This is a genomic window from Anaerosporomusa subterranea (assembly GCF_001611555.1).
In the GTDB taxonomy this organism is placed as follows: domain Bacteria; phylum Bacillota; class Negativicutes; order Sporomusales; family Acetonemataceae; genus Anaerosporomusa; species Anaerosporomusa subterranea.
Genome location: NZ_LSGP01000017.1, coordinates 15,276 through 31,584 on the forward strand (window position 1 = coordinate 15,276; position 16,309 = coordinate 31,584).

Sequence of the window (16,309 nt, forward strand, 5' to 3'; positions counted from 1 at the left end):
TACTATCGGTAGAAAACATAAAACAGAGTGCAGACCCAGATCAAAGTTGTTAATGTGATGGTTAAGAAAACGACCGAACTGCCAAGGTCTTTCGCTTGTTTGGCCAGCGGGTGAAGATCCACGGTGACTAGATCGACCGTACGCTCAATCGCACTATTAACAGCTTCTGCAATTAGCGGCAAAAATAACGATAGCCGGAGTATTACCATACAGACGTAAGGCAAATCAATAATAGACAGACTAATCTGCAGCAGGGTAATAACAACTACTTCCAGACGGAAGGAGCTCTCATGCCTAAGCATATCAGCTAAGCCTGCCAGGGCGTAACTGGTGTTCTTACACAGAGTGTAATTCGGTTTTGTTCGCATCTTCTTCACACCCCGCCAATCGATATATTATCAGGATAATTAGCCAGGCTCCCAACATAGTCACAACAGTGTGACTGAGAAAGTGAGCTCCTTTGAACATTTGATACAACCCCATAGCCCAGCCAAGGCCAAAGCCAAATAACCAGCCGATGAGCCGATGTTGCTTTTGACGGAAAAAGAAGTACAAGGCCATCAGCGCGAAGCCACCTGATGCATGTCCTGCGGGAAAGCCGCGCCCCCTGTCTGTTTGGTGAAAGTCCGGCGGGTATGATTCAAATACTTTCACATACGGCTTATCGCCGCTATAGCGTGCTAGTTGGTCAGGAGTATACACATTAGTGTAACTTTTTAGACCGGCGATTAGCAGCGGCACGAACGACATCGCCAACAGCAGTACGAGCAACCTGCGGCGGTGCGGACGCAGCTTCGCTGAACGGAAAGAAGCGATGTAACTAATGAGCAATCCTATTCCCATCAATACCAGCGCACCCTTGGGGCCATCATATAAGAGAAACCGCCATACGGGATCTTTCGCGTCAACCAGCCAGCGATGGGCCGGCTCTAAGAAAAGTCGGTCTTGCAGTAGTAAGTCGATGTTCGTTAATTCAAAAAGGGCAAGAGCCGCCAGCAACAACCCAAAGGTGGCCAGAATCTGGCGGGTTACCATGGTTCGATTCATTGTGCCACTCTCCCGTAGATTGGTTTTACGTCCTCGAAGAGGAGCGGGGTTACGTTTACCACGAAGGACACGGAGGATACATGGAGGAACACGAAGGGTACAAATATCTATTCTGTCAGCTTTGCTGATCCTAATTAAAGCCCTTCGTGGCCTCTTTATCTCTCCGTGGCCTCCGTAGAACAGTAATTCCTCAGAGATCGTCGAAAAGCGTTTTTTTACGCTCTAGTATTGATGTCGTTTAAAGAGATCATAGGCAGTCTGATAATATGCAGTCGCTAGGTCTCCTGATTGCGGGTCAACTGGGGTGGTAATTTGCTTGTCTGTTTTCGGATCATAACTGAAGCCAGATAGCTTTTTGCCCATGCCAAGCACAGTCAGTTGATTGTTCTGTAAGATGGCAACATTGTAGTTGTGATTAAACACAACCGTGTTTGGGTTGTTGCTCGGGGAAAGCACGTCATGTCCATAGAAGGGGGCGTGGTACGGCAATCCTAACATACCAAGAACAGTGGGAGCGATGTCGATCTGGCTGGTAAGTGTCTCTACTTTGCCAGGAGCGATCTTGCCCGGTGCGTAGATGAGTAGCGGAATTTCATAACTCTTAACGGGAATTTGCTCCCGTCCATACACTCGCGCGCCATGATCGGCCACGATGACAAACAGGGTATTGTTAAACCAGGAGTGATTCTTGCTTTGGTCGATGAACTTTCCAATGGCATAGTCTGCATAGCGGATGCCTGCGTTTCGGCCGCCGCCTGTGGCAGGAATACCGGGAATGCCTTCTGGGAAGGTATACGGCTTATGGTTTGAAGTTGACATTATAATCGAGAAGAAAGGCTTACCGCTGGTGGCGGCAGTATCAAAGTACTTCTGTGCATGATTGAACAAGTCTTCATCCGAGACGCCCCAGATATTGGCGAAGCTTGGCTGCGGAATCTCATTGCGGTCGCTGATGGCGAAGCCGTTCGACTGGAAGAAGTAATTCATGTTGTCAAAATAGCCGTAGCCACCATAGAGGAAGCTGGCTTGGTAGCCATTTTCGGCCATGACCTTGCCCCAACTGGTCATGTTTTCGTTGCCTGGTCGTTTGACGACAGACTCGCTGGGGATTGGGGGAAGTGATAGAGAGATGGCTTCCAGGCCGCGAACGGTGCGCGTGCCTGAGGCGTATACATTGGTAAACAGCAGGCCCTCTTTGCTCAGACGGTCGAAGTTTGGCGTCAAGCCACGTGTATCGCCTAAGGCACCCACAAATTCACTGCCAAAGGATTCTTCGACAATGACAACCACGTTCATTTTGCCGAGGCCATCCTTGGCCGGAAAGGTCCGTTCCAAACTGTCTGGTTTATTGGCGGTGAATTGGCCGCCGCTATTTTTTAAATGCTCCTGAATCAGCGCATAAGCGCGCTGCGAATCGATCATCCGGTAGTGGACGTCATAGTTAATCTCGTTAGTGCGAAATGCCCTAAAAAAGCTGGTAATGCCATTAGCGGCTAACTCATTCGTAACCCGGTTGGAAAACAGGGCAAGACTATCTGCCGAAACGCCGACAGAGATGATCACCAGCAAAACAAGATGAGCTGAAAGCAATTTGGCGCGTTGGCCAAACTTGGCAGCGCCCGACAGATTACGGCGAATTCTTGGCCAGAGGCCTTTAAGGATGCCGAGCGAAAGAACGAAGGTAGCCAGCATTACCCGAACCACCGGATAGGTTTCCCAAATGTTAACCAGCACTTCGGTCGGATAGATCAGGTAATCAACTGCGACCAGATTAAATCGGGAATCAAATTCTTCAAAGAAGAAAAACTCGGACACACATAGGTATAACAAACCGAAAATGACAGCAAATAAGGTAAAGACAATAAAGCGTCGGTTTGCCTTAGAGTCAAACCATTTTGTCGGCAACAGGGCTAAATAGAGAGCAGCCGGGAATGTTACATAAACCAAAGCTGTCAAGTCGTTGAGTAGCCCCAAGCCGAGAATAGTTGGCAGATGCCAAACGGGAACTCCTCCTGCTATGCCAAAGCTACCCCAGAGAATAAGCCGCAAGACTGCCGACAACATCAGAAAAAGCGCCGATATGGCAGTAATCGGAGCATATCTGCCTAACGCTGGGTTCTGCGTCCAAAGCCAAAGTTTATTTATATTACTCAAGTGAAAAACCCCTTCCTTCGCTAGTACATGTACAAGATTACAGCTGGATTCTGAAAAAAGTCTGAAAGAATGGAAGGGAGAGAAACAGTAATTTTTGGCTTCGGTAAAGAGGACTGGATTCAGATGGAGCTTTAACTCCATTCTGAATCCTAGTCGCACTTATCCAGGGACTTTGCCGCTCTTAGAGTGAGGCTCGAAATCTGTGATTTCGTTAAGCCGAAGACTCCCTTTAGGGACTCCCACTTAACAGAAGATGGGAGACTTAGGGAGCTTGGTATCGGGTGAACGGGAAAAACAGCAAAGAGCCACGCCCTATGCTATAGGTTAATCTTCAAAGACTCGGCACAGTTGAGTATGAATCAGTCGCTCTGCTTCCTCGGCCGCTTGTCTTGGTCCAAAGTGGGTGAAGGCGTGTATACAGCCGATAAACATTTTGCAAATCGTTTTTACCCCTGCATCAGTTAGCCGTTTCGCATATTGCTCAGCCTCTGGCCGCAACGGGTCGAGCTCTGCAGTGATGACCAGCGCTGCGGGCAGACTGGCGAGATTTTCGGCCAAAAGCGGTGAGACCAGCGGATTTAGAGCGTCATCTTGAGTTCGCAAGTAACAGTCGTTGAACAAGGCTCGCAACCTGGGGGTGAGGATTTTGTCTGCCGGTTGTGAAAAGGGATCAACCGACATATCGAGCGCCGGGTAGTTTAATACTTGATAGCAAAAGGAAAACTCTTGGCGAGAACGCGCTAAGAGGCAAAGGCCTGCTGCTAAATTACCGCCGGCGCTTTGTCCGCCGACAGCAATTCGCTGCGGGTTTATCCTGAGTGTTGCTGCATTATCGTGCAGATATTTTACCACAGCATAGCTTTCTTCAAGTGCAATCGGAAACTTGTGCTCAGGCGCTAGTCGATAATCGATATTGACAACCAGACAGGGAACAGCACTCGCCAGGCGGCGGCACCAGATGTCGTCGTCTTCAGCGCTGCCCATCATAAAGCCGCCGCCATGCAAATTCACAAAGACGGGGACCGGCTCGTTTTGCTCGCAAGAGATATATGTAAAAACTCGCGTCTCGCCGATACAGGTCGGAATCAAATGCTCGGAAAAATGCCTGACAGGAACAAAGTCTGTGATTTTTTGTTGCCCGGCGGCAAAGTTTTTTCTTGCCTGTACGGCGATTTTTGCTAATTGCTGTGGCGTTTTTGTCATAACGGCCTCCTTGCAAAAATAACTACTGGCTGACAATGCGGATATAACTCACGCCAAAAGTTTCTTGCATCAGTGGCAGATAACGGCTCATCAGTATCGAGCGATTCATTTCTCTTCTAGTGATCAGCAACAGCTGATCATCGACTTTGCGCAAAGAGCTTAGGGAATTGATGTATTTTTCAAAGTCAGCGTTGCCCATTGCCTGGCGCAATGCAGCCAGCGGCTCAACTAAGTGTGGGGCCTCTGCTGCAATCCGATCAGTTAGCGGAGTAAAGGGAATAGAGTATCGCGTATTATCGGTGGACATGTGCATCACTCCATTTACATAGTAAGGTGTATATTGAAGTCCTTTGTATAGTCTTCTATAAGTATAGCATATTTTACTCTCTATTCTAGCTTGGCGAATCGGGCAAAGGTCGGACAGGTATTGAAGGGCTTTCTCAGGATTGCAGGAGAATTACAGGCCTCCGCCGAATTTCTACAATAAGAGCCAAAAGATCCTAAAGAATTTATATGCGGAGGGATTTTCATGAAAAAAGATATTCTCGTTCCGTTCGATGGATCAAAGAATGCCCTTGAGGCGCTGCATCTGGCAATCAGCCTGGCCAAACTGTTCCAGGAAAAGCTGATTATCCTAAACGTTCAGCCAGATCTTCAGACTCCTAATGTTAAGCGCTTTTTTAGCGAAAAGGATGTTCGGCAATATCAGGAACAGATGTATAACGAGACAATCGCCCCAATTAAACAAGAATTAGACAACGCTGGCGTAGAATATGAAACGAAATTGCTGATTGGCAATGCCAAGGAACAAATAATTCAGCAGGCCGCTCCCGTTGAGTCTGCACAGCAAGGTTGTTCGACGGTAGGAGTGCGGATGATTGTTATGGGCTCTCGCGGCATGAGTCCTGTTATCGGCGGGATTTTAGGTAGTGTCAGCTATGGCGTACTGCAGGCTGCTCCTTGTCCTGTGACCATTGTTCCCTACGCATGCGAGTAATTGTGTAGACACTTCGAGCGTCCTAGAGGATGGGACACTCATGGAAAAGGACCTTACCTGTTGTTTTACAGGCAAGGTCCTTTTTGCAGGCTCTATTCTCTATCGAAAAGCTTATCAGGATTCAAAATCCAATTGGGGTCAAGTGCCTTCTTAATTGACCGCATCATATCCAGCTCAACCGGATCGGTATAGGTTTGCATCAAGTCTTTTTTCTTGTAGCCGATACCATGCTCACCTGACAGCTTACCACCCAGCGGATAGATAAAGTCGAAAATTTCGTGTTGGATTTTGTGGAGAGTATTGATCCACTGCTCCTCAGGGACATTGCCTTGCAAAATTGAGAGGTGAATGTTGCCATCGCCGGCGTGGCTGACGGTGCGAGCGGCGGCACCGTATTTCTCGCAGACTCCTGCCATGCGGTGCATAGCCTCAGGCATTTTGTCGATTGGAACAACAATATCTTCATTGGAGTGGATCAAGGTTTCATGACGGACAGCTTCAGCGAAGGATTTACGCGCCTTCCAGATCTTCGCTGAGTCATTTAGCATCAACAAGGTTGTTGCGCCATTGTCGGTACAGAGTTCATCCAACTGAACTGCGATGTCTTCCAGTTTTTCTTCATCATCTGCTTCGATTTGGATAATTAAGTAGTTACCATCATCATGCGGCAATTTCTCATTGATAAAGGCTTCAGAGCATTTGATAGCCACTGTATCCATAAACTCGACAGTTGTCGGGGTAATACCAGCTTTGGCCATAATGCCGATAAAGGCAATGGCTGTATCCGTATTAGGGAAGACGGCCAAGAAGTCAGCAAAGTGCTGCGGCAGCGGCACTAACTTCAACGTCACCTTGGTGATGATGCCAAGAGTTCCTTCTGAACCGATAATTAATTGATCCAGGCTGTAGCCGGTCGAGCTTTTATTCAGACGAGCGCCCAGGTTTGTGATGTCACCCTTGGGAGTAACCACTTCTACTGAATACACCTGATGGCGAGTTGTACCGTATTTAACTGCTTTGTTGCCGCCAGCATTTGTGGCGACATTGCCGCCGATGAAGCAGCTATCGCCGCTGCAGGGATCGCCGGCATAGAGCAGGCCGTGCTTCTTAGCGGTTTGTTGCACATCTTCCGTACGGGCGCCAGCCTCGGCAATCATATACATGCTGGCAGCGTTGACTTCGAGAATTTTATTCATTTTCTCGGTGCTAAGAACGATGCCGCCAAAATTCGGGACAGCACCACAGGCGAGACCAGTACCAGCACCGCGCGGCGTGACCGGAATCAGTTCGCGGTTGGCTAGTTTAACAACAGCGGCAACCTGTTCAGTGGTTTCCGGAAACACGACAACCTCTGGCATATGGTGATAGCGGCTTTCGGTCACTTCGTCATGACTATACGTATAAAGCTTGTCAGGATCAACAGTGACGTTTTTTTCGCCAAGCAGGGATTTTAACTCATCAAGAATTGATGAGGTTACAGGATTGTAAACAGACATGAGAAAACCTCCTCTAAACAATCGGCTTAAGGTATAAAGTATACAATTCGTCAACCAGGGAGAGAATCCCTTCATGTGGGCAGGACTTTGCGATGAGCAATTCAACGAATAACATTGTATAATAAGACTAGTACCTTGACCGTGTTAGAAGTTAGCTTTAGGTCGAGGCAAAACGGCAAAAGACAAGGAAGCACCGACGACGTATACTAGAAGGGGTCTGCTAGGAGGTGCTGACGCCGTATTTTGTTGTTTTGACCGTCATCAAGCCTAATTTATAATGCGGTCAAGGTACTAACGCAAACGATAACTACTGCAGAGATAGGGTGAGTTTGACATGAAACAGCGGATTTGGGAGATTGACTATTTCCGGGGAATAGCGATTATATTGATGGTGATTTTTCATCTCATTGTTGATATGAGAGATTTCCATGGCTATTCTTTCGAATATCAATCAGGTTTCTGGTATTATGAAGGCAAGCTGTCTGCCATTCTATTTATTTATATTGCCGGGATCAGTAGTACGTTCAACCAGCGGTCAACTCACCATGGAATAAAACTGCTCGCCGCCGCTATGTTGGTCAGTGGTGCAACATATTTGTTTAGTCCCGCGATCTATGTGCGTTTTGGAATATTGCATTTGTTAAGCTTGTCCATTTTACTGAGTCCTATTCTGATGAGACTGCCGTCTACTATACTAGGCGCCCTAGCGGCGGCTTTGCTGTTATTGCCCCGCTTGCTGGACCAACTTACAAATGATTCGGGTCTTCTGCTGCCGTTAGGAGTGACGCCAGCGACGTTTGTATCAATGGATTATTATCCCTTAGTTCCATGGTTGGCGGTATTTGTCCTCGGGTTGTTGACCGGGAGGCATGTTTACCGAGACCAACAGTCGATTTTGCCAGCGATGACAGGAGCGAATACTCTCAGCAAGTTAGGAAGGAACTCGCTGTTCATCTATTTGATTCATCAACCGCTAATGCTGGCATTGTTAGCTTTGGTTCTAGGAAGGACATAAAAGAGGGGAGAACGTTGGCGAAGTGCCGGGTTCTCCCCTTTTTTGCATAAGGCTGACTGGCCCAAGCCTGCCCTTCCTCGCAAGTAACCTTGTTAACTTGTAGACATACTGTTAATGAGATTTGGTCTTGCAGATAGCAAAAATGAAGTGATCGTCATCAATAGACCATTAATAACGGTACAAGCTGATTTTTCTAGACAACTAATCGAACTCCTGTGTAACCGAAATAACGCCTTCAACCTTTGACAGCTCAGCGATGACTGTTGTCAGGTCGCGGCAGTTCTTCATGTCGAGGATAATAGGGATGCCAATACCGCCGTTCTCCTGTTCCTCGATCTTAATTTGGGTGATGCGAATGCCGAGTGCGCCGAGGCGCGAGCCGATGCGGCCTACTTGTCCGGGTCGGTCGTCAGTATGGATGTAGAGGAGTATCTCTGAGGAGCGGTGGTGCAGCCACTTTTCAAGCTTGGGCAACCATTGCAACACGATTACAACTAAGATCGCTGTCGCCATGGCTCCAACCATCATGCCTACGCCAACAGCTAGACCAACACTGGCAACCACCCAGAGGCTGGCGGCTGTGGTTAGTCCGCGGATGGTTGGTCCTTCTTTGATAATCGCACCAGCACCGAGGAAACCGATGCCGCTAACAACTTGAGCTGCCAGACGCGCCGGGTCGGCATTGGTAAGTCCCTGCACGCCAGCATAGAGATTAACTGAAAGAATGGCGACCAGACAGGAGCCGAGACTAACGAGAATATGGGTTTTTAGTCCAGCCGGCTTGCCGCTATGTTCTCGTTCAAAGCCGATGATGCCGCCGAGGAGGACTGATGTGACTAAACGAATGATAATTGTTGCATCATCAATCATCGAAGAGGCCCTCCGGCAATGGTTTTACTTTGAAGGGTTTGCCGCTGGCAATATAATAGACCAGCTCAGCAATATTGGTGGCCCGATCGGCCATTCGCTCGATGTAGCGAACAGCGATATGATAGTCGAGGACAAGCTCCTGTGCCCAAGGGTTGATAGAAAGAATACAGAGAATGTCGCGGAAAACCTGCCGGTTACACTGATCAACCAGGCAGTCGCTGGCGTCAATCTTGGAGGCTGCCTCTGCATCTAACGACTGATAGGCACTGATCGCAGCCTGCAGCATGCCGACTGTTTCCCGTCGCATGGTGCCTACGACATCGGCTAAGCTGCTTGTAGGCTCAGTCGCCTGACGAGTAAATTTTCTTTGCACCAATTTTGCGATCTGGTTAGCATAGTCGCAGATCCGCTCCAGTTCATTAGCTATTTTTTGACTTGCGGCTAAGAAATTAACTTCCTCGCGGCTACGCTGTTGTTCAGACAGTAAATCAAGACAGCGTTCATTGATTACATAATACATGGCATCAACAGTTTTCTCGATGTCGCGAGCCTCAGCAGCAAGAGTGATATCTTCCTTAACTAGCGCGTCAGTCGCTTTTTCCACTGCTTTGGTTGTCTTCTCGCCCATGCGTAAAATGGCTTGATGTACCCAGGTGAAGCTAGGATCGTGCACAGTAATGTCCCCCTTTCAATAGACTACCGCTGGACGATATGTAGACTGCGTTCATCTAAACGCAGGTATACATCCGCGCCGACGGGATAGACTGAGCCTAACGCCGGGTTGGAGTCAACGACTAGTAGGCTCTTGTCTTGTACGCGTATTTTATAATCCTGATAGGCACCCATGAATACTGAAGACTCGACTTTAGCCGGAATTTGGCCGCTGTCAGCAATGGACAAGGCCTCTGGTCGGGCAACTAAGTGAACTTTCTGCCTAGCCTCCAGTGTAAGGTCGGTCGGCAGTGAGAACAAAGTGTCAAGGCATTTCACTGTCGCATGGCTACCGGATACGGCCATGACTTCGCCATCTAAGATGTTAGCTAGGCCGATAAAATCAGCGACAAAGCGACTAGCTGGTTTTTTATAAATCTCGTGGGGAGTGCCAACTTGCTCAACAAGACCGTGGTTCATGATGATGATGCGGTCAGACATACTCATAGCCTCAGCTTGGTCGTGGGTGACATAAATGCTGGTGATCCCAAATCGCCGTTGGATGTTGCGAATTTCAGCCCGCATGTGTACCCTCAGTTTAGCATCGAGGTTTGATAGCGGCTCATCAAACAGCAGTACAGCGGGCTCCATTACCAGTGAACGCGCTAATGCAATGCGTTGTTGTTGGCCGCCTGACAGTTGGTTTGGTGCCCGGTTTTCATAGCCGGTTAGTCCGACGATCTCGAGGATGCCGCAAACCTTGCTTTTGATTTCCTGGGTGGACAGTTTCTTAATTTTTAGACCATAGGCGATGTTCTCAAATACGTTGAGGTGAGGAAATAACGCGTAGCTTTGAAACACCATCGCCGTGTCTCGTTTGTCAGGTGTCAGGCTGTTTACCCTGTCTTCGCCAATAAAGATGTCGCCTTTAGTTGGGGTCTCAAAGCCGGCGATCATGCGCAGAATAGTGGTCTTGCCGCAACCGGACGGTCCCAGTAATGTCATAAACTCTCCTGGCTGGATGTCGATCGAGACATTATCGACCGCACGGACAGGTTTGCCACCGGTGCCCTCAAAAACCTTTTCTATGTTCTTTATGCTGACGCTCTTTGAAATACTCATCAGATGGGCCTCCTTGACTTCTACATATCCAGACTGGTTGTTGTCCCCATTTTACTTAGCAGAAACTTCAAGATACCGGTTACAACCAGCACGATGATGATTAAAACTGTGGAATAGGCGGCAGCGACGCCAAGACGGCCAACATCGACTTGAGACATGATGGCGACTGTCAGTAGGTTGTAGCTAGCTGATACCAGGAAGATGACCGCGCTCACAGCTGTCATGCTGCGAACAAAGCTGTAAATCAGGCCGCTAAAGAAGGCGCTCTTGATCAAGGGGATGGTGACCGAAGTAAAGACTTTGAAGGTATTCGCACCTAAATCTTGAGCCGCTTCTTCGATCGCAGGATCGATCTGCTGCAGCGAGGCGACGCCAGCGCGGATACCGACAGGCATGTTGCGAAAGATGAAGGAAAAGATGATGATGGCGGCTGTTCCGGTTAGTACTAGCGGGGGGTCATTGTAGGCAAGGACATAGCCCATGCCGATGACGGTTCCGGGAATCGCCATAGACAACAATGAAGTAAACTCGATCATGCCCCGCCCGATAAAGCGTTTACGGGTAATCAAAAAGGCGATGATCATGCCAAGTATACCGGTAAGAGGCATGGATAACAGTGAAAGATAGGTAGTATCAATGATCGGCTTCATTCCTAGTGCCCAAATATATTGGTAATGCTTGAGTGTCGGGGTGAAATCAATGCCCCAGAGATTGACGAACGAGCCGTAAGGTATCAAGATGTACAGAATGACGATAAACAGACTGATCAAGAAACAAGGGGTGCCAACCGTCAGCCTGACAATGAAATCTTCGTTCAACTGGCGTTGGCGGGAGGGCTTGCCAGTTACAGTGACATAGCTACCTGAGCCTACCCAGTATTTTTGCAAGACAAACATGAATACTGAGATCGAGAGCAATACAGTGGCCAGAGCGGTGCCGCCCTTAATATCATAGTTGCCCATAGCCTGCAGATACACCTGGGCAGCCAGAGTCGTGAAATTGCCGCCAATAACCATGGCATTGCCGAAGTCGGCGACTGTCTGGATGAATACTAACAAGAAGCTGTTGGCGATACCAGGCTTTAACAAGGGAAAAACAACGGTTTTGAAAATATGCCAGCGTGAGGCGCCCATATTGCGAGCAGCTTCTTCAAGCGCTGGATCGATCTGGCGCAATAGGCCGGCCAACACTAAATAGGCAGTTGGGAAAAAGGTTAAGATCTGTACGATCGATAAGCCAAGAAACCCATAAATATCTGCATCTTTGATGCCAAGCAGGGTGTGAGTGACAAAGCCGCGCTGACCGAACAGCATGATAAATGACATCGATAAGGCAAATGGCGGAGAGACGATTGGTAGGATGGCGAGCAGATTAAATAGTTTCTTGGCGCGGATTTTAATAAACGCGTCTGTATAGGCAAACAAAAAGCCGATCGCAGTCGATACTAAGCTGACAAACAAGCCGTTGTACATGGTGTTTCCCAGTACACGAATATTTTCGCTACGGCGGAATGCATCTTGGTAATAGCGGAGCGTGGGAGCGCCCTGGTCGGTCAGGAAGCCTTCTTTGAGCACTTCATATAATGGCCAGACAATAAATAGGAGCAGCGATATGAGGACAGTAATGATGGTGGCTAGTAGTATTGGGTCGCGCGCGATTTTTTTCATATCGTCAATTTGCGGTTGGATTAGTGACACGTTGTATCGCCTCCTAGGCAGGACGACCGCGGCGCGTCGCCGCGGTCGTCCTGCTGATGAGAAACCAATTAACGAGGTTGAGGACGTGGGTTCGTATAACCGCAGAGTACACAGAGGGTACGTCGAGTACGCCGAGGATGCTGAGAGTTACGATATTTTATAAAAGTAATCGCAACCCTCTACGGGCGCCCTCCGCGTACTCTGCGTACTCTGCGGTTCGGCAACTCTGTTCTTATTTCTTAACTGCTTGGCTCCACTTTTCAACTAGCTTAGTGCGGTTGTTTCCAGCCCAACTGAGGTCATAGTTGATCAGTTTGACGTCTTTGATTTCAGCAGCTTGCTTCGGTGCCGCTGCTTCCGGGTTAGTTAGGAATTGGTAGGAGCCGGCAGCTTGACCAAGCTCTTGCCCCTTTTTAGTCAAAATCCAGTCGATGAACTTCTTGGCTGCTTCTTGGTCAGGGCCGCCTTTAACCATGGCGACTGCGCCGGTTTCATAGCCGGTGCCTTCAGATGGAGCGGACAGCACAAGGTCTTTCATGCCTTCTTCACGATATTTAATGCCGTCATGCAGGAAAGTGATGCCGACGGTGGCTTCACCTGTGCCGACCATACGACCAGGGGCGGTGCCCGATTTCGGGTAGGTCTTAATTTGTTGGTCGAGCTGTTTCATATAAGCGAGTCCTTTTTCTTCGCCCATGAGTTGAACGATAGTGGCTAACATCGTGTAAGCAGTGCCGGAAGAACCAGGGTTAGCCATTGTGATTTGGCCTTTGAATTCAGGTTTTAGAAGGTCCTGCCAACTTTGTGGCAGACTGACTTTCTTTTCGTCAAGCAATTTCTTGTTGGAAACAAAGCCGAGGTATCCGACATAAATACCAGTCCAGTAGCCTTCGGCATCTTTGAACTTGGCTGGAATCATAGCTGCGTTCGAAGAAACGTATTTGTCTAGCAGGCCGTCTGCTTTGGCTTGGATGAAGCCATCAGCCGGGCCACCCCACCAGATAGAGGCCTTGGGTGAGTTTTTCTCGGCTTTCAGCCGGCCGAGGATTTCGCCTGAACTCATACGAACAGCGGAGACTTTGATGCCAGTGTCTTTTTCAAATTCTTTCACTGTCATAACCATGTGATCTTCCATCAGGCCGCAGTAAAGAGTGAGCTGAAGTTGTTTCTTGGCCTCTTCCTTGGCGCCGCCGCAGCCAGCCGCCAGACCAGCTAACATGACAATCGACAAGACGAGCGCAATCAGTTTTTTACTCCGGGACATGAAAACGCCTCCTTGATATTTAGTTGATACTATTTCAGCATCAGTATGGCATATCCAGAAAGTTCTGCCAATCAGAGGAAAACTGATTTCATTGTAGGATTTTATCTGACAAGTTTTACGATTGGAGAACGACCGGGGGCATATTTTGCCGCAGAGCAGATAGCTCCCTGTATATTTCCGGCATTCCCCTGTTAATATCGGCCACGCTTGTTCGTGCTACGCTAAGACGGATGCCTTTTTTATAATAGTGACTGTCAATGAAGCATTCAATTCCGGGAGTAACCAGGATGTTTCTTTTTTTCAAATTTTCAACGAGCTGTGCTTCATTGATGCAGTCAGGCAGTTGCAGATAGCAGTAAAATCCACTCTCGCCTCCTACCCATTCCGCTCCGTACTTTGCTGCATCGGTAAAATGTGTTTTAAGGCATTCAAGCCGTGCCGATAAATCCCTTTTAATGGACGAGATATGCTTTTTCAACAAATTGCTGCGTATGTAGATTTCTAACGTTGCTTGTGATACCAGAGACGGTGAGAAATAAGAGTTGTAATATGAATACCTAGCATATTCAGTAAAGATGGGTAATAGAAACGATGGAACGACAGTGATGCCTACCCGGATCCAGGGTATTATTTTAATCAAACTTTTCAAGTAAATATGATGCTTATGATCGCCGTAAGAGTATATCGGGTCTCCGTGGTCACCAAACAGGATATCGCCGAAATAATCATCCTCTACAATATATACATCGTATTTCTCCGCCAGTTGTGCAATGGATTTTCGTTGTTGCTTCGGGTAGCAAGTACCCAGCGGGTTATGGCTGTTGGGGACTGTGTAAAAAAATTTAATCTTTTCCTTTTTGAAAAGATCCTCAAGAAAATCCAGGTCGATTCCAGCCGGTCCCCGCGGTATGCCGAGGATCTTAGTGCCGCTACTTTTTAAAAATTGGTTATAGTACCTAAATGTAGGTTGCTCGATCAAGATGATTTCTTTCTTATTCGGAAAGGGCATATTGTTTAAAATGTTGAGAGCCTGCTGAACGCCAAGATTGACAAAGATATTCTCAGGAGTAGTGAATACTTGGTAATCTGCAAGGTATTTCGGCAACAGCTTTCTTAAAGAAGGAACACCGTAGAGCTCATGCCAATCAGAGCTATTGGTATTGCATATGTCAATCGCCCGGTCAAGGCAGTGTTTCAGGTCGGGCGTGTAGATAGTGTCCAACAATGGGTTGCCACGAGAAAAATCGATTATCATCGTCTCCGGCTGCTCTAGCCTAAGGCGGTGCCCTAGAATATAACACCCACTCTGTGGAACCGAATAAACTAAGTGTTTGCTCTTTAGGGTTTCATACGCCTTCACCACCGTATTTTTACTCACGCCATAGGTCGCAGACAATTCACGGACAGACGGCAGTTTTTCGCGCGGTTGAAATCTGCCTTCCCGTATTGATCGCTCGATCGCAGCAGCAATCCGTTCGTATGCTTTCTCCACCTTGTTTCAACCCCTAACTGTATTGGTACAGATTAAGTATAACACAATTGTCGATACGCTTTCCCAACGCTATAATAAATGTAATCCAGGTTTGCGCTTAGGGGGTAAGCGAAAGTGGCGAATCCGCAATTCGTACTTAATACGTCTCATATAATCATTGACGGCTTATTTGAGAGTATACCGATACTTCTTTCCTTTATCGCCATTTCCTTTGGGGCCGGCGAAAAGGAAATCGGTATTATTATCTCGCTCGCAATTATGGGAAGTACTCTTTTGGGCCTGTCTACAATATTCTTTTCCCGGTACTTTGGCTTGCTGCGCACATTAAGCCTTGTAATTGTATTATATGGTATTGGATTTTTCGCTAATGCTTTTTCCCGGAATATTTATTTTGCAGGATTTTGCTTCATTATCGCCATTGCAGGTCATAGTGTATTTCACAACACTGCATTTGCCTATCTTACATCAAACTCCGACAGACAGTCGTTGGGAAAGGCTATGGGGAATTTCACAGCGATCGGCGATATTGGCAGAGTTCCCTTTGCTTCCCTGGCAGGTTTTATTGTCGCAATTTCTGTATTTGGATTCCCTGGCTGGCGGATTGCTTGTTTAACATATGGCCTGGGAGCAATACTGTTCGCAGGTTATCTGCTTTTTACCTCTTTTACCATAAAAGAGACAGATTATCGGGGATTTTTGTCAACAACAAGGATAAAGCGGAATTTTCCTTCCTTTGCTCTGTTACGCAACCGTCAATACGCACTGGCAATAAGTGCGAGCATACTTGATGGCTTTAGCAGCGACCAGATATTTACTTTTTTACCTTATCTACTTTTTGCGAAAGGTATTGATCCAAAAATCATCGGAACGTTTGCACTTGCCTTCACATTGGGATGCTTTCTGGGAAAGGTACTATGCGGCAGAACGATTGATTTATTTGGTGCGCGGAATGTGTTCGTTGCAGCGGAAACTGTTATGGCGATACTGCTTGTGTCTCTTGTTCTGGGACAACAAGTGCTTATGATTGCCGGAACATCGCTTCTGCTTGGTGTTGTAACAAAAGGGACAGTTCCTATTGTTCAAACCATTATTACGGAAACGGTTAGGGAAAAGCACTGCTATGACGATATTTTTGCCATTAGCTCCTTCTTTCGTGGAGTTACCAGTATGATGACTCCTCTGCTTTTTGGCTTTATTGCTTCCTCACTCGGTGTAAATTGGATTTATGGTATCATGGCTGTCGCTGCTGCATCTGCTGTCATACCAGTACTCATCATGAATACGCGCTCAATATGATGCAG

Annotated in this window: 15 protein-coding genes; 3 read left to right on the forward strand and 12 right to left on the reverse strand. The window is 47.6% G+C overall.

Annotated elements, in window-relative coordinates; genetic code table 11:
• Positions 1-2: 2 nt before the first annotated feature.
• From AXX12_RS07665 to AXX12_RS07685, 5 genes are all read right to left on the reverse strand, one after another.
• The gene (locus AXX12_RS07665) at positions 3-368 is read right to left on the reverse strand and encodes a diacylglycerol kinase (protein ID WP_066240517.1); all 366 of its coding nucleotides are present in this window, start codon (positions 366-368) and stop codon (positions 3-5) included.
• On the reverse strand, positions 337-1,047 hold the full coding sequence (locus AXX12_RS07670) for a phosphatase PAP2 family protein (protein WP_066240521.1): 711 nt from the start codon (positions 1,045-1,047) through the stop codon (positions 337-339). Before AXX12_RS07670 ends, AXX12_RS07665 begins: the two co-directional genes overlap by 32 nt.
• 222 nt (positions 1,048-1,269) lie before the next feature.
• The gene (locus AXX12_RS07675) at positions 1,270-3,201 is read right to left on the reverse strand and encodes an LTA synthase family protein (protein WP_197470676.1); all 1,932 of its coding nucleotides are present in this window, start codon (positions 3,199-3,201) and stop codon (positions 1,270-1,272) included.
• A 324-nt stretch (positions 3,202-3,525) separates the two neighbouring features.
• Positions 3,526-4,404: an alpha/beta hydrolase gene (locus AXX12_RS07680; protein WP_066240524.1), complete on the reverse strand. Its 879-nt coding sequence runs from the start codon at positions 4,402-4,404 to the stop codon at positions 3,526-3,528.
• A gap of 22 nt (positions 4,405-4,426) precedes the next feature.
• The gene (locus tag AXX12_RS07685) at positions 4,427-4,711 is read right to left on the reverse strand and encodes a hypothetical protein (protein WP_066240526.1); all 285 of its coding nucleotides are present in this window, start codon (positions 4,709-4,711) and stop codon (positions 4,427-4,429) included.
• A 222-nt stretch (positions 4,712-4,933) separates the two neighbouring features.
• Here AXX12_RS07685 and AXX12_RS07690 point away from each other — a divergent pair, with 222 nt between their 5' ends.
• On the forward strand, positions 4,934-5,401 hold the full coding sequence (locus AXX12_RS07690; RefSeq protein WP_066240529.1) for a universal stress protein: 468 nt from the start codon (positions 4,934-4,936) through the stop codon (positions 5,399-5,401).
• Positions 5,402-5,493: 92 nt separating this feature from the next.
• Here the strand turns inward: AXX12_RS07690 and AXX12_RS07695 are convergent, their stop codons facing one another.
• Complete coding sequence (locus AXX12_RS07695; protein WP_066240532.1) at positions 5,494-6,897, reverse strand: FAD-binding oxidoreductase; 1,404 nt, start codon at positions 6,895-6,897, stop codon at positions 5,494-5,496.
• A gap of 334 nt (positions 6,898-7,231) precedes the next feature.
• Here AXX12_RS07695 and AXX12_RS07700 point away from each other — a divergent pair, with 334 nt between their 5' ends.
• Positions 7,232-7,912 (forward strand): heparan-alpha-glucosaminide N-acetyltransferase, encoded by a 681-nt coding sequence (locus AXX12_RS07700; RefSeq protein WP_066240533.1) that lies wholly within the window; start codon positions 7,232-7,234, stop codon positions 7,910-7,912.
• A 201-nt stretch (positions 7,913-8,113) separates the two neighbouring features.
• Here the strand turns inward: AXX12_RS07700 and AXX12_RS07705 are convergent, their stop codons facing one another.
• The 6 genes from AXX12_RS07705 to AXX12_RS07730 all read right to left on the reverse strand — a co-directional run bounded on the left by AXX12_RS07705 (position 8,114) and on the right by AXX12_RS07730 (position 15,008).
• A complete protein-coding gene (locus AXX12_RS07705; RefSeq protein WP_066240535.1) occupies positions 8,114-8,782 on the reverse strand; it encodes an MgtC/SapB family protein in 669 nt (222 codons plus the stop codon).
• A complete protein-coding gene (gene phoU, locus AXX12_RS07710; RefSeq protein ID WP_066240538.1) occupies positions 8,775-9,455 on the reverse strand; it encodes a phosphate signaling complex protein PhoU in 681 nt (226 codons plus the stop codon). The genes AXX12_RS07705 and phoU overlap by 8 nt, the downstream gene beginning before the upstream one ends.
• Positions 9,456-9,478: 23 nt before the next feature.
• On the reverse strand, positions 9,479-10,555 hold the full coding sequence (locus AXX12_RS07715; RefSeq protein ID WP_066240541.1) for an ABC transporter ATP-binding protein: 1,077 nt from the start codon (positions 10,553-10,555) through the stop codon (positions 9,479-9,481).
• A 20-nt stretch (positions 10,556-10,575) separates the two neighbouring features.
• Positions 10,576-12,222, reverse strand: a complete 1,647-nt coding sequence (locus AXX12_RS07720; RefSeq protein ID WP_066242939.1) for an ABC transporter permease — start codon at positions 12,220-12,222, stop codon at positions 10,576-10,578.
• A 262-nt stretch (positions 12,223-12,484) separates the two neighbouring features.
• Positions 12,485-13,516 (reverse strand): ABC transporter substrate-binding protein, encoded by a 1,032-nt coding sequence (locus AXX12_RS07725; RefSeq protein WP_066240544.1) that lies wholly within the window; start codon positions 13,514-13,516, stop codon positions 12,485-12,487.
• A gap of 115 nt (positions 13,517-13,631) precedes the next feature.
• Complete coding sequence (locus tag AXX12_RS07730; protein WP_066240547.1) at positions 13,632-15,008, reverse strand: aminotransferase-like domain-containing protein; 1,377 nt, start codon at positions 15,006-15,008, stop codon at positions 13,632-13,634.
• A 114-nt stretch (positions 15,009-15,122) separates the two neighbouring features.
• Here AXX12_RS07730 and AXX12_RS07735 point away from each other — a divergent pair, with 114 nt between their 5' ends.
• Positions 15,123-16,304 carry an MFS transporter gene (locus AXX12_RS07735; protein WP_066240550.1) on the forward strand — a complete coding sequence of 394 codons (1,182 nt, stop codon included), beginning with the start codon at positions 15,123-15,125 and terminating at the stop codon, positions 16,302-16,304.
• Positions 16,305-16,309: the final 5 nt, after the last annotated feature.

Excerpts from the sequence above, each read along its gene's own strand:
- AXX12_RS07695 (WP_066240532.1), bottom strand. The coding sequence starts at position 6,897 with ATGTCTGTTTACAATCCTGTAACCTCATCAATTCTTGATGAGTTAAAA.
- AXX12_RS07720 (WP_066242939.1), bottom strand. The coding sequence starts at position 12,222 with ATGAAAAAAATCGCGCGCGACCCAATACTACTAGCCACCATCATTACT.
- AXX12_RS07665 (WP_066240517.1), bottom strand. The coding sequence starts at position 368 with ATGCGAACAAAACCGAATTACACTCTGTGTAAGAACACCAGTTACGCC.
- AXX12_RS07715 (WP_066240541.1), bottom strand. The coding sequence starts at position 10,555 with ATGAGTATTTCAAAGAGCGTCAGCATAAAGAACATAGAAAAGGTTTTT.
- AXX12_RS07725 (WP_066240544.1), bottom strand. The coding sequence starts at position 13,516 with ATGTCCCGGAGTAAAAAACTGATTGCGCTCGTCTTGTCGATTGTCATG.
- AXX12_RS07700 (WP_066240533.1), top strand. The coding sequence starts at position 7,232 with ATGAAACAGCGGATTTGGGAGATTGACTATTTCCGGGGAATAGCGATT.
- AXX12_RS07680 (WP_066240524.1), bottom strand. The coding sequence starts at position 4,404 with ATGACAAAAACGCCACAGCAATTAGCAAAAATCGCCGTACAGGCAAGA.
- AXX12_RS07685 (WP_066240526.1), bottom strand. The coding sequence starts at position 4,711 with ATGTCCACCGATAATACGCGATACTCTATTCCCTTTACTCCGCTAACT.
- AXX12_RS07705 (WP_066240535.1), bottom strand. The coding sequence starts at position 8,782 with ATGATTGATGATGCAACAATTATCATTCGTTTAGTCACATCAGTCCTC.
- AXX12_RS07670 (WP_066240521.1), bottom strand. The coding sequence starts at position 1,047 with ATGAATCGAACCATGGTAACCCGCCAGATTCTGGCCACCTTTGGGTTG.
- AXX12_RS07690 (WP_066240529.1), top strand. The coding sequence starts at position 4,934 with ATGAAAAAAGATATTCTCGTTCCGTTCGATGGATCAAAGAATGCCCTT.